General features: G+C 35.6%; 17 protein-coding genes and 3 pseudogenes. 15 read left to right on the top strand and 5 right to left on the bottom strand.

The features are described 5' to 3' along the window. Positions 1-39 precede the first annotated feature (39 nt). Positions 40-424: pseudogene (locus tag BMW36_RS20880) on the bottom strand (IS3 family transposase); the annotation flags it as partial. Between the two features lie 326 nt (positions 425-750). On the opposite strand from BMW36_RS20880, the gene BMW36_RS19590 reads away from it, so the two are divergent. The 3 genes from BMW36_RS19590 to BMW36_RS19580 all read left to right on the top strand — a co-directional run bounded on the left by BMW36_RS19590 (position 751) and on the right by BMW36_RS19580 (position 3,938). After that, complete coding sequence (locus tag BMW36_RS19590) at positions 751-1,194, top strand: hypothetical protein (protein ID WP_089744304.1); 444 nt, start codon at positions 751-753, stop codon at positions 1,192-1,194. Positions 1,195-1,576: 382 nt separating this feature from the next. Next, positions 1,577-2,788 (top strand): multidrug effflux MFS transporter, encoded by a 1,212-nt coding sequence (locus tag BMW36_RS19585; protein ID WP_089744302.1) that lies wholly within the window; start codon positions 1,577-1,579, stop codon positions 2,786-2,788. A gap of 385 nt (positions 2,789-3,173) precedes the next feature. Continuing rightward, positions 3,174-3,938 carry a PRC-barrel domain-containing protein gene (locus tag BMW36_RS19580; protein WP_089744300.1) on the top strand — a complete coding sequence of 255 codons (765 nt, stop codon included), beginning with the start codon at positions 3,174-3,176 and terminating at the stop codon, positions 3,936-3,938. A gap of 908 nt (positions 3,939-4,846) precedes the next feature. On the opposite strand, the gene BMW36_RS19570 is transcribed toward BMW36_RS19580, so the two are convergent. Beyond that, positions 4,847-5,734: a sulfurtransferase gene (locus BMW36_RS19570; RefSeq protein WP_089744297.1), complete on the bottom strand. Its 888-nt coding sequence runs from the start codon at positions 5,732-5,734 to the stop codon at positions 4,847-4,849. A gap of 649 nt (positions 5,735-6,383) precedes the next feature. Between BMW36_RS19570 and BMW36_RS19565 the strand changes: the two genes are divergently transcribed. From BMW36_RS19565 to BMW36_RS19530, 9 genes and pseudogenes are all read left to right on the top strand, one after another. After that, positions 6,384-7,547 carry an MFS transporter gene (locus BMW36_RS19565; protein WP_089744295.1) on the top strand — a complete coding sequence of 388 codons (1,164 nt, stop codon included), beginning with the start codon at positions 6,384-6,386 and terminating at the stop codon, positions 7,545-7,547. 320 nt (positions 7,548-7,867) lie between these two features. Next, complete coding sequence (locus BMW36_RS19560; protein WP_089744293.1) at positions 7,868-8,338, top strand: hypothetical protein; 471 nt, start codon at positions 7,868-7,870, stop codon at positions 8,336-8,338. 148 nt (positions 8,339-8,486) lie between these two features. Beyond that, on the top strand, positions 8,487-8,627 hold the full coding sequence (locus BMW36_RS20460) for a hypothetical protein (RefSeq protein WP_175480528.1): 141 nt from the start codon (positions 8,487-8,489) through the stop codon (positions 8,625-8,627). A 117-nt stretch (positions 8,628-8,744) separates the two neighbouring features. Next, a pseudogene (locus BMW36_RS19555) lies at positions 8,745-9,779 on the top strand (IS3 family transposase). A 271-nt stretch (positions 9,780-10,050) separates the two neighbouring features. Continuing rightward, complete coding sequence (locus BMW36_RS19550; RefSeq protein ID WP_089744291.1) at positions 10,051-10,719, top strand: response regulator transcription factor; 669 nt, start codon at positions 10,051-10,053, stop codon at positions 10,717-10,719. Beyond that, positions 10,716-11,729: a sensor histidine kinase gene (locus BMW36_RS19545; protein WP_089744289.1), complete on the top strand. Its 1,014-nt coding sequence runs from the start codon at positions 10,716-10,718 to the stop codon at positions 11,727-11,729. Before BMW36_RS19550 ends, BMW36_RS19545 begins: the two co-directional genes overlap by 4 nt. Before the next feature lie 166 nt (positions 11,730-11,895). After that, the gene (locus BMW36_RS19540; RefSeq protein WP_089744287.1) at positions 11,896-12,327 is read left to right on the top strand and encodes a hypothetical protein; all 432 of its coding nucleotides are present in this window, start codon (positions 11,896-11,898) and stop codon (positions 12,325-12,327) included. A gap of 57 nt (positions 12,328-12,384) precedes the next feature. Beyond that, the gene (locus tag BMW36_RS19535; RefSeq protein WP_089744285.1) at positions 12,385-13,152 is read left to right on the top strand and encodes an ABC transporter ATP-binding protein; all 768 of its coding nucleotides are present in this window, start codon (positions 12,385-12,387) and stop codon (positions 13,150-13,152) included. Continuing rightward, a complete protein-coding gene (locus BMW36_RS19530; protein ID WP_245711752.1) occupies positions 13,133-15,151 on the top strand; it encodes an ABC transporter permease in 2,019 nt (672 codons plus the stop codon). Before BMW36_RS19535 ends, BMW36_RS19530 begins: the two co-directional genes overlap by 20 nt. Before the next feature lie 321 nt (positions 15,152-15,472). On the opposite strand, the gene BMW36_RS19525 is transcribed toward BMW36_RS19530, so the two are convergent. After that, positions 15,473-15,634, bottom strand: coding sequence for a YfhE family protein (locus BMW36_RS19525; protein ID WP_089744280.1), 162 nt, complete (start codon positions 15,632-15,634; stop codon positions 15,473-15,475). A gap of 155 nt (positions 15,635-15,789) precedes the next feature. Beyond that, positions 15,790-16,938 (bottom strand): DEAD/DEAH box helicase, encoded by a 1,149-nt coding sequence (locus tag BMW36_RS19520; protein WP_089744278.1) that lies wholly within the window; start codon positions 16,936-16,938, stop codon positions 15,790-15,792. 191 nt (positions 16,939-17,129) lie between these two features. Between BMW36_RS19520 and BMW36_RS19515 the strand changes: the two genes are divergently transcribed. Further along, a complete protein-coding gene (locus BMW36_RS19515; RefSeq protein ID WP_089744276.1) occupies positions 17,130-17,444 on the top strand; it encodes a DUF3892 domain-containing protein in 315 nt (104 codons plus the stop codon). A gap of 225 nt (positions 17,445-17,669) precedes the next feature. On the opposite strand, the pseudogene BMW36_RS19510 reads toward BMW36_RS19515, so the two are convergent. Next, a pseudogene (locus tag BMW36_RS19510) lies at positions 17,670-17,870 on the bottom strand (ABC transporter permease); the annotation flags it as partial. 112 nt (positions 17,871-17,982) lie between these two features. Here BMW36_RS19510 and rlmD point away from each other — a divergent pair. Next, on the top strand, positions 17,983-19,467 hold the full coding sequence (gene rlmD / locus BMW36_RS19505; protein ID WP_089744274.1) for a 23S rRNA (uracil(1939)-C(5))-methyltransferase RlmD: 1,485 nt from the start codon (positions 17,983-17,985) through the stop codon (positions 19,465-19,467). A 219-nt stretch (positions 19,468-19,686) separates the two neighbouring features. After that, a partial coding sequence (locus tag BMW36_RS19500) for a helix-turn-helix domain-containing protein (protein WP_089744272.1) occupies positions 19,687-20,000 on the top strand: 314 nt, incomplete at its 3' end.

Below are 20,000 nucleotides of genomic sequence, written 5' to 3'. Positions count from 1 at the left end.
TCTTGAAAATAAGTCCATGACAGTCGCTAAATATAACTAACCTTCCTTTGTGCAAACATTTGGTTATATCACTAACCAAAACAGCTCCAGGTTTGTTTACTTGGAAGTTCTGCTTCAGTAAATTTGGATAGACCGGATAACTGTGCTTCGAATTGGTCGTTGCCTTGTACTTTTTGACCGTTTTAGAACGGAGCCCATTCTCCTTCATGATACGGGTTACCGTCTTCTGAGATACCTCCCAACCACCTTGTTTCAATATTTGAGTTATTTGAGTTCTGCCATATCATTTCTGAGACGACATATTAATACGCTTCACTTGGGCAGTAAGCTTTTTTCGATGCTTTCTTTGGTTACTTTTTGATCGATTTCTCCAATCATAATAACCACTTTTCTAAACACTTAATACTTGGCACATCTTCGCTAAACATGATGCGAAAGTGGCAGCAAGGACATACAGGGTCATCTTTCTTGGACGGAAACATCCATGATCAACTTAGATTAGGAAAATATGATGGAGTTAAAGAAAAAGGAACAGATTCGTGAGAGAAGGTTATCTGGGTGGGTAGAAGCACAAGGTTTTTAGTTAGTAAGAAGGTGTTGAGAATTTAAAAAGGATGTTCCGTGACGATTCATCATAGCTCGCTTCACGGGAATAAGCGTCCATTCCCATCTACAATGGCTTGTTTTGTGATGTGGAATTTTAGTGGTATAATTTATATCAATCTTATCCGACACAAAAATGGAGGTAACATGTTAACTTTTGAACAAAAATTAAAAATCGTTGAATCTTTTCCTGAATTAACAAGACATAATGTATCGATGAATCGAGTTAATTTTCATTATGAAGAAAGTGCTGATGATAAAAAGAATGTTGTGTACCATTTGCATCCTAATGGAAATGGATTTGTTTATGCAGAATATCTTAGTGACTATGAAACAGATCACAAAGGCATGATTAATATAAGAGACTTTTCTGAAGCTGAATTACGTACAGTCATTCAAAGATCATTGGAATCATTGACACCAGAGGAATTTGAAGAAGAATGCTGGATGAATTCAGAAAAACACTCGCTTCTTTTGGTGAACGAAGGGGATTTGTGGAACGTTTATGCCGGTCAAAATCTTGATGGTACATTTCGTTCATATAATGAGGCTAGAGCATTTTTAGAGGAAGAGGGATTCACAAGAGCATAACTTTTGCAGGAGCTTGGATTTATTCCAGCTCCTGTCTTTTTTATTTTATTGTGTGGAATCATTAAAGAGATGGGGCAGATAACAGGTATTGTGTAAGAGGGTCAAATAAAGAAAGTAATTTAGTAGAACAAGCATAATTAGTGAAAAATTCCTCCTAAAGTAATACACTATTGAAAGCGGTAAAAATGATTCTTATAACTCTAGTGAAATTCAGCAAAGTACTTTTATCACCTGTATTGATGGCATAAAAGTCACTATTCACTTCAAAATTTTCGTTTCTTCTGCTTACTAGTTTACTTATCTTTAGAAAGGAACAAAAAAGCAATACATATTATGAACTTATAAGTTATTAGCATAACTTGACGGAAAGGTGATAGAAATTTTGAATACATTATCTAAGACTAAACGATTACAGGTTGCTTTATTATTGGGATCTCTTGCACTTTTAGGGCCTTTTACAATCGATACATATTTGCCTTCATTTCCTACTATTGTAAAGGAATTTAATACGAATGCTTCATTGGTGCAAATTAGTTTAACCACTTGCTTGTTAGGCTTAGGATTGGGGCAATTAATTATAGGTCCGATGAGTGATGTGCAAGGACGCCGTAAGCCCTTGCTTATTTTTCTTTTTTTGTACTTACTATCTTCTATAACATGTGCTTTTGCTCCTAATATTTATGTTTTAATTGCTGCTCGTTTTATACAAGGTTTTTCTGCTGCTGGTGGGCTTGTTATATCAAGGGCAATTGTTCGTGATCTTTATAGTGGAAGAGAACTAACTAAATTTTTTGCATTGTTAATGCTGGTGGGAAATCTTGGGCCAATTATTGCGCCTGTCATAGGAGCTGGAATTCTTACCTTTGCCAATTGGCATGTGATTTTTATTGTCTTGGCTTGCATTGGTCTTATTCTAACTCTCGTTGTATCAGTTAAACTGGAGGAAACATTACCAGCGGAGAACCGTGTACCGAGTAACTTTAAACAAGTAGTTAGCAATTTTGGATCTTTATTAAAGGACCGTGAATTTTCGGGTTATGCATTCACACAAGGTTTTACCATTGCGGGGATTTTTGCTTATGTCTCAGGTATTTCTTTTGTCTATCAAAATATTTACGGTGTATCACCAACAGTATTTAGCTTGTTATTTGGGGTAAATGGTTTCGGTTTAATGATGGGGACGCAGCTTGTTGGTCGATTTTCAGAATTTATTCCTGAGAAAACTTTTTTAAAGATAGGTTTACTGCTTTCTAATTCATCAGCTATTATATTGCTAATAGCTCTTCTGTTAGAAGCACCATTAATTGCTGTTGCTATTCCCATTTTCTTTTTAGTTACTTCCATCAGTATTATTGCAACATCGGCTTTTTCATTGGCTATGGAAACAAAGGGACATATTGCAGGAAGTGCGTCTGCATTACTAGGTGTACTGCCATTTTTACTTGGTTCCTTCACGGCTCCACTTGTAGGAATAGCAGGGGAGCATACAGCTATTCCAATGGGAATTATTATCTTCTCAGCAAGCTTTTTGGCTTTTTTATCTTATTATCTGTTAGCTAGAAAAGCTTCTGAAAAAGTAGAGGATAAGCTATAGTTAATGAACAGATGAATCTATGAAAGCAAAACACCTTTGTAATCAAATTAATTGATTAGAGAGGTGTTTTTTTTCATACTTATTTAATGTCGCTTCTTGGCCTTAAATTAGCATTAACCATTCTGTCCAATTAGGGGGAAATATACGATGTCTTGAGTGATTTCTACCAATTGCAATTAACTCCTCATTCTTTCCTTTATTCATCTAAAACAATATGAGCAAGAAGGTAGACTAACATATTGAATCTCAGGAAACGGAAGCAGTTCAAAAGGTAAGGATTTCAATATTCTGAAAAATGATCAAAAGCCCACTCCAGTCTATTGTTTAACAATTGAATAAACAGGTTATATGTAAAGTATGATAATAAAATAAATTTGATTAAAAACTGGAGGAGGGATGCATTATTCTATATAAAGCAAGTTCAATAGAGTCATGTAATATAAAGGCCACGGATGATGAATTGGGGAAAGTAAAAGACTTATATTTTGATAGTGAAAAATGGATGGTACGTTATTTGGTTATCGATACAATGAAATGGTTACCTGGAAGGAAGGTGTTACTATCTCCCGTTTCTTTCGACAAGGTGGACCCAACAAATGACCAAATTTCTGTATTGGCATCCAAACAGCAAATAAAAGACAGCCCATCAATGGATGAACATCAGCCTGTTTCAAGAAGGAAAGAAATGGATCTTCATACCTATTATGGTTGGCAGCCCTATTGGATTGGCGGTGGGTTATGGGGTCCTGCAAATATTCCAATGGCCTATCAACCAGATGAGTTAACGAATATGAATGAATCAGTTAATAACGATGAGCCTTCTTTAAGAAGTGTAAATGAGCTTAAAGGGCATGTTACTGGTTATACTGTTAAAGCCGCCGATGATGATATTGGTAATGTGATCGATTTTGTTATCGATGACAATGCATGGGCGATTCATTATTTAATTGTCGATACTGGTGATTGGTTACCAGGGAAAAAAATAGTTATAGGACCAGAATTAATTGATTCCATCGATTGGGACAAGAAGGAGTTAACCATTAATCTCAAGTCCGAAGAGGTAGAAAAAGAATCAGTTGAAGATGATGCAATACTAAATTTAGATGAGGTTACAGTGGAAAACCTTAGAAAGAGAAACATTTTAAAATAGTATGGAAATAGACCTCAACAGTTAAATACGACAGGTTGCAATATAAATGAAACCCTTCTTAATTAGAGAAGGGTTTCATTTTATGGCTCTATAATTCAAACAAATTAAAACACGCAATCTCCTAATTTTGTTACACTTTGTTTAGACCAATAAACAAATCACAAAAAGGAGATGCGTGTAATTGAATTCTAACATTTCTTTACCAGGATTAGAAGAGGTTATCGTTACAAAGTCATTCGAACAATGCACTTTTTCTGTTACTTGGTTACAACTCGGACAATGATGATGGACACGCTCCAATTCCACATGAAGTTGGTAATTCCCATCCCGGATGCAAAACCGTTGAAATATGGACCAGAAATGAAGCGTCAGTGGAGGATGTTATTGGATCAGGTGATTGTACCATTGGAAGATGAATTGAGATAGAGGTGTTTATTGGTTCAAGCTTGGTCAGGTCTTCCATATGGACATTTGTCCATGGAGAGGGTCTGGCCCCAAGTCCTAGAATTAATTGAATTTTTCCCTAATAAGAAAAAACGCCTGTATAAAAACAGACGTTTTTTACGTATATTTGTGGCGAGAAATTATGCGACCACATTCGCATATATTACCATTCCTCGTCTTACACAAATCAGCTCATCGCACAATTATTATAACATTTATAGGGGAGGGAAGCTACTAGTAAGAAATGGATACGAAATTAATAAGTACCTACCTAGTGTTTACTATTTTAAATAACATATTAATTCAAGCTTAGTAAAATTTAACTAAAGTTGGCTTAATTAGGCGTTCATGAACTTATTTTATTCCCAGTCATCTAGCCAGAAAAAGCGAATTCGGTTCGGTAACAAACTACACATAACAAAACCCGAAGTATAAAAATACCTAGGGTTTTGTATATTTACAGCTTATTCCCCTACTTCAAGCGGGAGGCTCTCATCGGATGACCATTCCACCATGGAACCGTCATAGATAGCAACATCTTCACGACCAAGTGTGAATAGTGCTAATGCATTCCATGTTGCAGCAATTCCACCACCACAATAAGTGATTACTTTGTTGGAGTTATCTAATGCTCCGACTGGATCAAAAAGTTCGTGTAATTTTTCTTTGTCTGGCACTCCTTTTGTTTCCGGATCTGTAACATCCCCAAAGAACACATTTTTACTGTTTGGAATATGCCCATTACGTGGATAAGCATTTGTTTCACCTTTGAACTCAGCAGGAGATAGGCAATTAACGATGACAGTGGAGGTGTCATGCATAGCATTCTTCATATCTTCTTTTGATGCAAGTAATTCAGGTCTTCGTTGCCCTGTAAAAGTTGCTTTTGGATAAGATCCTGGTTCATCTGTCAATGGACGACCTTCTTCTTTCCATTTTGGTAAGCCACCAGCTAATACATATACCTCATCGAAACCCTCGAGGCGAAGTTGCCACCATAAACGCGAAGCCCAATCTGAAGCTGTGAATGTTGCTCCTACAACAGCTCCACGATCATAGACAACTACATAGGTACCTTCCCCAACACCTAAATCAGAAATTGTTTGTGCAAATTCTTCGTGTGACGGCGCAGTGAATGGAAGGGGTGCCTTCGTATCGCTTAGTTCATGCATAAGATCTGCAAAAACTGCACCTGGAATATGTTCTTTATCATATTCTTCTTTTCCTGATGATATATCCACTCCATTCTCATCTTGTTTCATAATAACCGTTGCATCAAGCAATCGAAGTTTCGGGTCATACAAGTGAGCTTCAAGCCAATCCGTATCAATCATTACATGTTTACTAATCATAGTTTCCTCCAATTTGTATTTACTGAACTTTGTTTTCGTGTATGATTTTATCCTTTTACTTTAACATATTTTTTTACTGGTAATACAATGAAACAGCTTTAACAGTGTATCATAACAATGATAATGTATAATTAAACTTAATCGTTTCCATCTGGTGAAATGTTAGCAAATGATCCCCAAATGGAAGATGAAAATCGGAGACCGATGTTTTTAATGATCTCTGCCAAGAAATAACGAAGCATCGTGGTACAAACCGTTGTAGTTAATTAGCTGCCAATCATTCTTGTGTATTTCAAAGGACTTAAACAGACGAACTAATTTATAACGGTGGCAATTCCATAATAAATATCGCTTCATTTTTTTAAAATGAGTTGAGTGAAATAATATAATATGAAAAAAATGGGAGACGATAAACATGTTGATACAAATATCAATCGATTCTTTGTACTTTTTATAAGAGGACATTACAATAACTTCCATATTTATTAGAAATAACTGTAATTTAAGTATATCATCTATTCTCAAAGGACGGAAAACGTGATTAACTTACAAAAAATGATTTTCATGATAGGATAAACTATGTTAAGAGTAATTATTCTGATAGCTAATTTTACAAATACATAAGAATAGGTAAACAACAGGAGGATATATGAAACGTTTAATTTGGATCGGGTCTTTTACATACTTACTTATTGGATTTACACACATTATACTTGGATCAATTTTGACTGAGATATTGGATTACTATGATCGAAGCTACACGGAAGGTGGTATTCTAATTGCCAGCCAATCTGTAGGATTTTTGGCAGGGGTGATTTCAGCGTCCTATTTATCTAGATTAATAGGTAGAAGAAGGACGCTTATATTCTCCTTTATATCGATAGCACTGGCTCAAATCATGTTTATGTCCCTTGTGCCATGGGAATTTTGGTTTTTCATTGCTATTTTTACTGGATTTGGTTTTGGTATCATTGAACCATTGGTGGGTGCCTTAATTATTGATGCGATCAATGATAAACCAGCGATTGCTTTTAGTAGATTAGAAGTGTTTTTTGGTCTTGGTTCTTTAATCATGCCGATTATATCCGGCTGGCTCGCATCTACGGATTTATGGCGCTATTCGTTTCTTGTGTTAGGCGTATACGCAGTAGTGATAGGCATCTTCTGGATGAAAACATCATTTGGCCCTTTAGAAGAGCATATGGGAAAAGTTATCCAACCGAAAACAAACGGACAAGTCCAGTTTTCAACAAAGCATCGTATCATTTTAACTATGTTTATGATCTTTTTCATCGTTTACGTTGGATTAGAAATCAGTGTGATGAATTTCTTGCCTGCTATTCTAGTGAATCAGGTGGAAGCAGCTACCTTTTTAGCAACACTGTCTGTCACTATTTTTTGGGGAGCAATGGTCGCTGGTCGTTTAGCTGCGGGATATTTAGCTGAATGGTTGCAATATGCTCGCTATCTGATCATTTGTTGTACAGGAACGGTTGTTTTTATAGCTATATTAGGAATGGCAACTAGTCTGTGGTTGAGCTACGTGTTAATAGTATTGATTGGATTAATGATGGCTGGTGTATTTGGTATTGCGATTGTCTATGCGACCACCTTATTGCCTGGAAGTACGGATAAAATCACGAGTATATTAATTGCCTCAGGTGGAGCGGGTGGCATATTCTTTCCATTGATAACAGGGAGTTTGATGGATCATGCAACGACAACTACGGTAGCTTTTGTGCTGGCTGGGTTATCGATTTTGATGGTTGTTATTATCCTTTTTGCACGTAATTATCAAAAACAACTGGTTTGATATTAACCCTTTACCATTCTTTACAGAAACGTTGGAGCGGTATACAAAACCATTTTTTTGACCGCTATTTTATATACTATTATTTCTAAGTCGAGTAAGAATTAGAGTAGCTTCCTATTGGTATTTGGCTTTAAATATTTCATTGCAACCTTCCTGCTTTTAAAGGTATCCATTATTGACCTCCTCTTATTAATAGAATAACAGGAGTACCTCACATCTTATGCTCTTTTTTTGTAGTAAAGGTTTAATTTATTGGATAATGGGAATTTAACCAGTAACTTATCTTATAAAAAAGGATAACATGGAAGGGAGTTTTTGAATTGGGTATGACAATGGAACAACAAAAAAAGGTGAAAAAAGGAGCAATAGTGGCCGGAGCCATCGCTGGAGCTTCGTCCTTGATTCTTCTGAATAGCAATGCACGTGAGAAAGTAAAAGATACATCAAGAAACGTGAAAGATTCTGTCAGCAACTATACTACAGCAATAAAAGAAGATCCACGTGGAGCCAAAGATGCCATTATCGCTCGTCTCCAAAATGCGACAGAGATATCCAAAGAGACCCTCAATAAAATCCAGAACATTCTGGATACACAAGCGAAAGATATTAAAGAAACAACTCAGAATGTAGTAGAGGAATCAAAAGAAATAAAATCATCCTTGAAAGAAGCGCAAAATGAATTAGGGGAAATAAAAGATAAAGCAACGGATGCGAAGGATGAGTTAGTATCTGTGAAAGATGACGTGAAATCCAACGGTTCCGGACAGGAGCAACAGCCACGCCAGCTGTAAATGAGATTTCTAAGCAAATAGGATATGTAAAGGCACGAATGTTGTTTTCGTGCCTTTTTCTATGTAATGATAATAAAGAAGCATTCACTGTATTTAATTGGATATGAGGGAGTGTAATAATAACTTTAAAGCTAAAGGAGTGTTTTAAATGGGTAAAACTAAAAGAGATCCAAACTCCGTAGAATTAGATAACAAGATTATTGGTCCATGGTTAAATGAAACAGGAGCAGTGGATCAGACTTCTCAAGAATACAATTGTCTACGTATAGAGGACAAAAATAAAGAATGAATTGCATGAAGGGGGCTGGACCTTTATCCAGTAATATTTGAATAGGTTACACTTATTTGGACAAGTTGGTTATGGTCAGTTAGACTTGGTTCAAATACAAACCGAGGAGCTTTTAAAATGACCAAAAGAGCGAGAAGAACTTTTTCCAAGGAATTCGAAGAGCAAATCGTACAGCTGCATGCGTCCGACAGTATCATGATAATGGGTTGTTTTAGGAAAAAGACAATCGCACACCAGAACAAGAAGAACTAATCAAACTTCGGAAAGAAAACCAAAAACTGGCCATGGAAAACGATATTTGCACCTAAAGGTATAAAAGTATCTACGCATTAAAATGCTAGATGCTCTAAAAAGCAGGCCGCGCTGATCATGGGACGAAAGTAGATGTGATCCGGAATAATCCTCACAAATACTCGGTATCAGAAATGTGTGGCGTCCTGCAAATTGCCAGAAGTACCTACTATTATGAAGCAAAGATTCGTGATGACCAAGAAGAAGAATTAACCGATCAGATTGTGGACATTTTTAAGAAAAGCCGCCAAAACTATGACCAGCGAAAGATTAAAGTGGAGCTTCAGAAGCTCGGCTGGACTGTGTCCCGACGTCGGATAGGAAGAATCATGAAAGAGCAAGGACTTGTTTCCAAGAATACTGTCGCTCAATTCAAGCCGTCCGAGTTCTCCTGTAACGAGTCAGAAGCAGGAAATACCCTCAATCGAGCATTTGATCAGGATCAAGAACTAAAGGTAGTAGTAAGTGACTTAACCTATGTAAGAGTTGGGCAGAAGTGGCATTATATTTGCGTGTTAGTAGATTTATATAATCGGGAATTATTGGCCACAGTGCAGGACCTCATAAAAGTGTGGCCTAGTTCAACGTGCCTTTGCATCCGTCCCATACAATCTTCATCAGCTTGAATTGTTTCACTCCGATAGAGGCAGTGAGTTTAAGAACCAGCTAATCGACCGGGCATTAGAAAAGTTTGGCATCGAGCGCTCACTGAGCGAAAAAGGAACACCCTATGACAATGCCGTGGCAGAAGGTACATTCAAAACGATCAAAACAGAGTTTGTCAAAAGGGCTTATTTTACTAACCAACACGAATTTGACCTTGAACTTTTTGATTATGTACATTGGTTCAACCACATTTGATTTCACGGATCACTAGATTATTTAACACCGACTGAATACAAGTTAATCAACCTTTAAAAATTTGTTCGATTTAGTGTTGACATACCAGTCCTTACATGTAAAACATTCATAATTTATGTTTCATTTTAAAATTAAAAAGTTGGTAATAAATTTAATATATTTAAATCTTCAAAGTATTGAAATATAAATTTATTACTATAGAATGAAGCTATCAAGATGAATCATTTTCTTATCTAATGAAAAAAAGGTTTGTACAAAGGGAAGTGAATCGATGGCAAGGATAGTTATAATAGAAGATACAGAAAAGATAAGAGAGGAACTTAAAACCTTTTTAATCAGATACGGATATGAAGTTGCTGCCCCAACAAATTTCGAGGATATTATTAAAGATACATTAAAGGAAGAACCTGATCTGATCCTTCTAGACATTAACCTGCCAGTATTTGATGGATACTACATTTGCAGAGAAATAAGAAAAAACTCTGATGTACCTATAATAGTAGTTACGAGCAGGGATAGTGAGATGGACGAGCTTATGAGCATGAATCTGGGAGCAGACGATTTTATTACAAAACCATATAATACTCAAATTCTCATGGCTAGAATTGAAACGATATTAAGAAGAGTTAACGGATCCAGCATTCGGGACACGATTGTATATAATGACTTAGAGTTTAATCTATCCAATGGTTCTGTTAAATATAAGGGGAAAATTGCAGAGCTAACTAAAAATGAAATTAAAATACTTTCTTGCTTATATAAAAATAAAGGAAAGATAGTGTCAAGGGATGATCTAATGGATTTTATGTGGAACGAAGATGTTTTTGTTGATGATAATAACTTATCTGTCAATGTTACAAGATTAAGAAAAAAACTTGAAGGATTAGGGATGAAAAAAAATATAGAAACAAGACGCGGATTAGGATATATACTTCCATGAGTATGAAGGAGTACTTAAAAGACAGAACTATATTTCTACTGATCAATTTTATTCTATTCACCGTTATATGCGGTATTATGTTACTGATTAACATTAGCACCAGTATCATTTTTCTGATTTTCTTTATTTGGTTTTTCCCGATATTTACATATATAACTATAGAATTTACGAAACAGAAAATTTTATATAATGAGTTAAATAGTATTATGGACAATTTGGATAAAAAGTATTTGTTAGCAGAAATAATGAAAGAACCTGACCATATAGAAGGTAAGCTTTTATATGATCTGTTGCGACAGGCAAACAAGGAAATGCATGAGCATGTGAAAAATTATAGAGATAGGGAAAATGAGTATCGAGAATATATAGAAACGTGGGTACACGAGATAAAGACTCCGATTGCATCCACTCGCTTAATCATAGAGAATAATCAAAATCACATTACTCGAAATATTAAAGATGAAATAAAAAAGATTGAAGAATATATAGAACAGGTTTTATATTATTCAAGAAGTAATAATGTAAGCAAGGATTATCTTATAAAAGAGGTCTCTTTAGCTGACCTTGTCAGAAGTGTGATAAAAAGAAATTCGAGAGACTTTATTAGTAAAGGTATTACTATAGATATTGAAGGAGTAGAAGGCACAGTTTACAGTGATGCGAAATGGCTGGAATTTATATTGAATCAACTGATCGGTAATGCTACGAAATACAACAGGGAACGTGATGGAAGGGTAACAATCGATTCGGTTAGAAATGAAAACAATATTATACTTACCATAGAGGATAATGGCATCGGTATTCTAGATAAGGATATAAACAGAGTCTTTGAAAAAGGATTTACTGGAGAGAATGGGCGGAAGTTTGGAGAGTCTACCGGGATAGGTCTTTACTTGTGCAAAAAACTTGCAGATCAGCTCGGTTTAGGGCTTGTTTTAGAATCAGATGCTGGAGAGGGCACAAAGGTGAGTATTATTTTTCCCTTAGGGGGCATTAACTTAATGTGCTAATACATCTTTTAATAACGGGTTTATGGCTATTGTAGACACATTAGCTGTAAACCCGTTATTTTTTCTATCTTGCAAAAATGTAACCTTAATAAAATATAAACCAATATGTGATCATCAGAACTGCTGATAAACTAATAACAAATAATAGTTTTTGGAGGAATTAACATTGAAAGAAACAGAATTTAAAAAAATTATAACACCAATATTAGTAGTGCTTATTTTAATAGTGGGAGCTTACTTTGGATATGAGTACATTACTGATCCAAAAATTGTAGAGGGTGTTGTCTCGAAAAATATTGATGATAAGGGAAAACCTGTAGATATAACTACTGAGTTTGCACCAGAAGATGAAGTTTATTTCTCTGCTAAAAGGAATCGTTTCTGGATTAAAAAAGCAGAGATCGTATGGTACAAAGGAACAATTAGTACAGAAAACAGATTATTAGTTGAAGAAGAAATTGAGGTTAATGAAGCAGGATATTTCTCGGCAAAGTTATCAGCTCCTAAAGGCCTTGAAGAAGGTCATTACGGTGTCACTATTTATGTAGATGATACAGATATTATCGAGACTAAAACAGAATTTGATGTAAAAAAATAGAGATATAGGAAACGCCATGAATTAGAAGAAATCAAAGAGAAAATGATGGAGGATAATATGCAAAATATCTTAAGTGTTGAAAAGATTGAAAAATATTATGGTAATAAAGGCAATATTACAAAAGCAATTGACAATATAAGTTTTACTGTAAATCAGGGTGAATTTCTAGGAATAATGGGTCCTTCAGGAAGTGGTAAGACTACTCTGTTAAATTGTATTTCAACTATTGATAATGTAACAACGGGCAAGATTATTATTAATAAAAAAGATATTACGGTACTTAAGTCAAAAGCTTTGGAAGAGTTTAGACGTGATGAATTGGGTTTTGTTTTCCAGGATTTTAACCTTCTTGATACACTAACTGCATACGAAAATATAGCTTTAGCCCTAACCATACAGAAGAGGGAAATATATGAAATAGATAAACTGATTAAGGATGTTGCGAAAAAACTTGATATTAACCACATACTTAGCCAGTATCCATATCAATTGTCAGGGGGGCAAAAGCAAAGAGTAGCAAGTGCAAGGGCCATCGTTTCTGAACCCTCGCTAATTTTGGCCGATGAACCTACTGGCGCTTTAGACTCGAAATCATCCAGATTACTTCTGGATTCATTTGAAAAGCTGAATAAGGAATATCATTCGACGATATTGATGGTTACTCATGATTCCTTTACGGCAAGCTATGCTAATAGAATTCTGTTTATTAAAGACGGACGAATCTTTAATGAACTAATACGTGGAAATGATACAAGAAAGGAATTCTTCAATAAAATTATTGAAATAGTTACTTTGCTTGGAGGCGATGTTGGCAATGTTCTCTAAAATAGCAATCAATAATGTGAAAAGAAGCTTTAGGGATTATTCAATATATTTTCTAACATTGACCCTTGCCGTATGTATATTTTACAGTTTCAACTCGATTGAATCACAGAATTCAATTTTAGAATTAAATAAAAATGCTACCTTTATGGAAACATTAAATAAACTTATAGCGGGAACATCCGTATTTGTATCTTTTGTTCTCGGCGGATTAATCATTTATGCAAATAAATTCTTAATAAAAAAGCGAAGAAAAGAGTTAGGCATCTACATGACATTAGGGATGTCTAAAGGTAAAATATCAAGAATCTTAATTTTAGAAACTCTATTGATTGGTGTGCTCTCCCTTGTGGTAGGAATTCTCCTCGGAATTATCTTATCACAGGGTCTGTCGATTTTTGTGGCTAACATATTATCGGTAGACCTGAATAAATATAAGTTTATTATTTCGTTAAGTGCAGTTATTAAATCGGTTGTATATTTTGGGATAATCTATTTTATTGTAATGATCTTCAATCAATTTACTATTTCAAGATACCAATTGATTGACATGCTTAATGCAGCAAAAAAGAATGAAGAAGTAAAACTAAAGAATTCTTTTGTATCGGTGCTTATATTTGTTTTATCATTAGCGTTATTAGCAATGGCTTACACCAGGATGCTTAAAACAGGTTTGGATGCTGATAATACTGATTTATTTATTACTATCATAATGGGCGTTATCGGTACTCTGTTATTCTTTTTTAGTCTTTCCAACTTCTTTATCCATATTATGCAAAAAAATAAAAAGATATATTTTAAAGATATAAATATATTTGTACTAAGACAGTTAAACAACAAGATAAATACTAACTTTTTGTCCATGACATTAATATGTCTAATGCTTTTCTTAACCATTACACTCTTATTTGCTGCCTTTGATTTAAAAGGAACTATTGATAGAAGTTCAGCAGGAAATAGAGATTTTGACGCTACAGCGTTTTTAGTTGTTAATAACAAAACTGAAGACCCTAAAGTAAATGATATAGAAGAATACTTAAATGAAATAAACTTTAAATTCGAATCTTATGAAGAACATATCTTTTATAATGAATACAAACTTAATATTACGATAGAACAATTGTTATCAGATTATTTAAACAACCAGGAACAAATCGATTTAGAGCAGAATTATTTGGGTGGTGAAATATCCGCTGTTAAAATATCAGATTATAATTCAATCAGAAATCTCAAAGGGCAAGATGCTATTGATTTACAGGAGAACGAGGTATTAATTGTATCTAGCTACAGCCGGGTGAATAATGCATTGCCTGAATTTATGAAAAATGAAACCAGCATCAGTATTAATAACAAAGAATACACCATTAAAAATACAGCTCCCATAGAGGAGAGTATAAAGAACACAGGGAGCAGCGAATTCTTTTATCTCATAGTTCCTGATAACTTCAATGGAGCAATGCAATTAGAGTTCTCAAGTTTTAATGTAATGTATGATGAAAGCTATGATGAGAAATCGGAAGAGAAATTTTCAAACCTGTTTAATAACCTTTCAGAAGACAAGTATAGAGATATTAACCCAGCTTTAGTTATTGGGAGTACAAGGGATCAATTAAAAGATAAAGAAAATGGTATGGCAGCATTGATTGTATTTCTTGGCCTGTTTTTAGGTCTTATATTTATAATTTCCAGTTCGGCAGTCATGGCATTGCAACAGTTATCTGATGCAAGTGATAGTCTGGAACGATATAAGTCTCTAAGGAAAATTGGCGTCACTGAAAAATTGATAAACAAAGCTATTTTGAGACAAAGCTTAATCTATTTTTTGGTTCCGTTAGGTCTGGCGGTTGTCCATTCAATAGTTGGAATAGCAGCAGAAAGTAATATGTTTTCATTCCACTATAAAAGTATAATAGTAAGTTCATTACTCCTTGGAATTATATATGGTGCATATTTCTATGCAACGTATGTTGGAGTTAAGAATATAGTTAAAAATAGCGATTAGTAAATAACCTAATCAAACACATGGTGATTGGTGAACTAACAAAGGTGCCAGGCCTGTTAAAAATAATTATTAGTGGTTATTTCGGTATTACCAAGTAAGTTTAAGATAAGATAAAACACTCAAAATGTTAATGGACCAGCATTTATGGGTGTTTTATTTTGTTTCCGAACATGATAGAAGAAGGAAGGTTTTTTTTAATTGAATTGTAGATTATCTAAAATTAGCTGCTGCTTAATATCCTTTCACTTATAAAAATAATAACAGTGCATTTAAAAGGATTAAAAAAAGCAGCTTACAAAAGCTGCTTTACAATGACTATTCCTAGAGGTTAGGATTTTCCCTCTTTGCTTCTTTTACTTTAGGTTTTCGATATCCGCCAGCAATATCTGCTTGTTTAAATTCTTTGGCATAAAGGACTTCCTGAGCGTCTGATGGTTCACTTCCATTTCCGCCTATAGGTTGATACTGTGTTTTTTTAGACATATTATTCTGCTCATCCTTTCTATTGGAATTGGGCTATATATTTATTTTACCCGTTTAGCCAATTGACAAACATAAGTTTTTGTGGATATGACTGTTATTATTTGATTACCATGTAATCTCAATTTGTTAGGTAAAGTAAAAATACAGAAATTGAATTATCTTGAATCCACTAATTCCCCTTTAATTAGAACTTTCTTGGAAAAAGTCAGATTTAACTGATGACTAAGCTTCTGCAGTTGTCGCTCCTCACTATCCGTGACAATCGCTACAACGGTGCCTGAGTCAGACCCCAACCGCCCGGTCCTACCAGAGCGGTGTACAAATTGCGTCGCCTCTTTAGGTAAGTCCATATGAATAACATGGGTAATATCAGGAATATCCAAGCCTCTTGCAGCAACATCAGAGGCTAGTAATAATTCGGATGTTCCCTCGCGGAATTCTTTAATTGCTTTAGCGCGTTCTTGTTTTTTGGAGTCGCTATGTAAAAAGCCTGCATGAATTCCCATATAATCTAGCTTTTCTGCCAGTACCGAAAGGGTTGTAATGTCTTTAACAAATACTAGTGCTTTCATTTCATGGTTTCGTATGAGCTTCCTTAGTGATTCAATTTTATCTCTCGCTTCACAAACAAGATACATATAGTCCACATTTGGTCGCTCATCATCTTCTTTACCTACTCGAATTACTTCAGGAATGCTCATTAGCTCCTCTGCCTTTAATTGTACTTTCTCAGGTAGAGTTGCCGAAAAGACGAGCAATTGACGGTCACTCAAGGTGCTTTTCACAATTTTTTCAATAACAGATGAATGTTCGGGTACCAACAGTTGATCTGCTTCATCCAATACAATTGTATTTACTTGATGCATCTTTAATTTTTTCTGGTTAATTAGTTCATTCATTCGTCCTGGTGTGCCAATGACGATTTGCGGTTTCTTTTTCAATTTTTCAATTTGGCGTTTTACATTTGCTCCGCCAATTAGTGTAGCACTGCCAAGACCGCTATCTCTTGACCATTCCTGAACTTCCTGATGTATTTGCATCACTAGTTCATGTGATGATGCTAAGATAACCAACTGCGTATTTTTTTGTGTTAGGTCGATACGTTGCAAAAGCGGTAAAAGGTAAGCTAACGTTTTACCACTGCCTGTTGGTGACTCGGCAATGATATCTTTTCCTTCGATTATAAGACGCGCCGTAAGCTGCTGAATGGCTGTTAGTTTTTCGAAGCCAGCTTTATCCCAAGCGGTTTGAAGAAACGGTTTAAGGTCTGGTAATACTTCATTTAATGATTGAGTTTTATTCATTGTTAATACTCCTAGTATATTAATTAATTTTTAACATCTCTATTCAGCGTAATGCGGATTACTAGATACGTCAACTTGTACCTTATATTGTGATAAATCAAGTGGATTATGTGGCCTCCAAAAACTTGAGAGAGATTACATAAAAACTCACCTTTGTAACAAACTACATATATGCTTGGGAGGTGTGGAATATGGACAATCAAGAATTCGAGAAAATATTTCAAGATTATAAACAGCAGGGTGGAGAACAAGCACGGCAGGAAGTATCAGAATCAGCAGAGCTTGGGAAAGAACAGATTGTTGCTGTTCGAAAAAATGAGGATGGCGATATTATTGCATTTAAAACGAATAGTGGTAGAGAGTTAGACTACGTCACCGCAATTGATGAAGCAAAAGCAGGCAAACTTGAGCATGTCGATGTATTCCATAAGTATGGTCGGGACATACTCCGTAGTGAACCAGACGGAATTAAAGAAAATAATCTGGATCAATTAGATACTTTTTAATGACATTAATAAAGAAATATACTTCTCTAGATTTAAGAGCTATGGAAACAGGCCCTCATATGGACAAATATCCACGGAGAGGGTCTGGCTATCTTATTCATTATCTAAAAATTTACTGTATAAGTAGAGCGAAACGCATTAATACTACTTTAATAGATTACATCTTTTGAAAAACGCCCGTACTCTTTCTAGGGGCGTGAATTTCAATATGAGCCTCCACACTGATTATGTACGAATCCATTTCCATATTTCCAGCGGTGTTGCATTTTTACCGTACATTAATATTCCTGTTTTAAAAATCTTGCCAGCAAGTTTCATGAAGATCCAGATGCTTACTATTAAAATAGTGAGTGAGATCAAGATCTCAACCCCCGGCCAGTTATCTAGCATCGTTAGCCTTATTAGTAATATTCCAGGTGAAAAAAACAGGACAGTCCAATACAATATTAAGAGGCAGTCTTTTTACATTAGTTAGTTTTACTACAGACTTTGGATAGTATATAATAAGAAACCAAAGGAAAATGGATAGGAAGTGCCTATGAATAAAAGCAAAAAGAATAAATATAAACCAGGAAAAACACACAATCAAGCGAAAAAAACATATGGGACAAAACGCTCCGCATTGACTACTCATAAGGGCGACAAATCCAAAGGTAAGACCTCAAAAACAAATAAGCGTCAAGGTAACAAGAAATCTGTAACCGCAGAAGTTACCTGCACAGGCCTAACCAACGAGGGGAAAGGCATCGTACAGTGGAAAGGAAAGCAGCTAGAAGTAGAGCATTTATTGCCAGGTGAAACGGCTGAGATTACTTTGTCCACTAGTGGGCAGCATGTTAATACGGAATTGAAGCGGGTAATCACTTCATCTAGAGACCGAATCGAGCCAATGTGCTCCTATTTTTATGAGTGTGGTGGATGTCAGCTGTTGCATATGAATGAAGAAGCGCAAAAGCGTTTCAAACAGGAAACAATAGATAAATTGATGAAACCATTCGGTAAATCGGAACCCATTTTAACTATGGACCATCCGTATGATTACCGCAATAAGAGCCATACAACGTTTGGCCTGAATAAAGACCGGCAGATTATTGGCGGGTTATACGCTCAAAATAGTCATAAACTTATCTCGATGGATCGGTGTCTCATTCACGATCCGAAAGCAGATGAGATTTGGCAAACAATTAAGAATATGATGAAGTCTTTTAAAATGCAGCCGTATAATGAAGACACTGGACGAGGTTTCCTGCGTCACGTCCTGGTGAAGGTTGGCAAGGTCAGTGGTGAGATCATGGTGGTGCTTGTTGTAGCTTCACCTATATTTAAAGGCAGTAATAATTTTGTGAAGGCTCTCAGGAAGGCTAACCCAGAGATTACGACCATCCTTATGAACGTGAATAACCAGAATACGAGCATGGTTCTGGGTGATCAGGAGAAAGTGTTGTTCGGTAAAGGGACGATAACAGACACTCTTTGTGGAATGAAGTTTGATATTTCCGCAAAATCCTTTTATCAGATTAATCCGGTCCAGACGGAAAAGTTATATGCAAAAGCGATTGAAATGGCCAAGTTGACTGGAAGTGAAACCGTCATTGATGCGTACTGCGGGATCGGAACAATTGGTCTTATTGCCAGTCAAAAAGCTGGTAAAGTCATTGGAGTAGAGTTGAATAAGGATGCTGTTCGAGACGCAATCCGCAATTCAAAGCGCAACGGTGTGAAAAATGCCCGCTTCTATCAAGGAGATTCCGGCGAATTTATGACGGAGATGGCAGCGCGTGGTGAGAAAGCGGATGTAGTAATCATGGACCCACCTCGAAGCGGGAGTGATGAAGCGTTCTTGTCCAGTGTAGTGAAGCTTAAACCGAAGCGTATAGTTTATGTTTCCTGTAATCCGATAACACAGGTGCGGGATATGAAATATTTAGTACAGAACGGATATGAGGTAAAAGGAATTCAGCCAGTGGATATGTTTCCTCAGACGGTGCATGTAGAAAACGTAGCGGAAATAGTGTTGAAGTGAGAAGCAGGGACTTGACAGGTCCCTGCTTATTTTCTGTAAATCAACTGAGCTGGAGAATTGATTGTGCATTTATCAATATCCGACAGAATACTCCCTCTTCAAGTGCTGAGGGCTTTTATTTCAGCGATAAGGGGGAGATGAATGGCGGTTGGCGATAGACAAAACAGGCACCGACATGATATAATAAGAACATACGTTCTAGGTGAGTGAGGTGAAATCATGTTAGTTAAAAAAACGTTTAAGTTTCGTATCTTTCCTAATCAAAAACAAATCCAACTAATTAATAAGACAATTGGTTGCTCCAGATTCGTGTTCAATTTCTTCCTTGGTAAACAGAAACAAAAAGATGCTTATTGGTTCATCGTAGAGGAAATGAAACAAAACGGGCAACTGCCATCAAACAATTGGAAAGGTGATTTTTTCAATAAATATGGCGCTGTTAAAGCAGTTCGTCAGTTAAAAGAATATTATCCTTTCCTAAAAGAAGTGGACAGTATCTCCCTTCAAAAGTCTGTTGAAAACTTAGCTGATTC

Source organism: Gracilibacillus ureilyticus, from assembly GCF_900111195.1.
Lineage (GTDB): Bacteria > Bacillota > Bacilli > Bacillales > Amphibacillaceae > Gracilibacillus > Gracilibacillus ureilyticus.
This window is presented reverse-complemented; position numbering and strand designations above follow the sequence as displayed.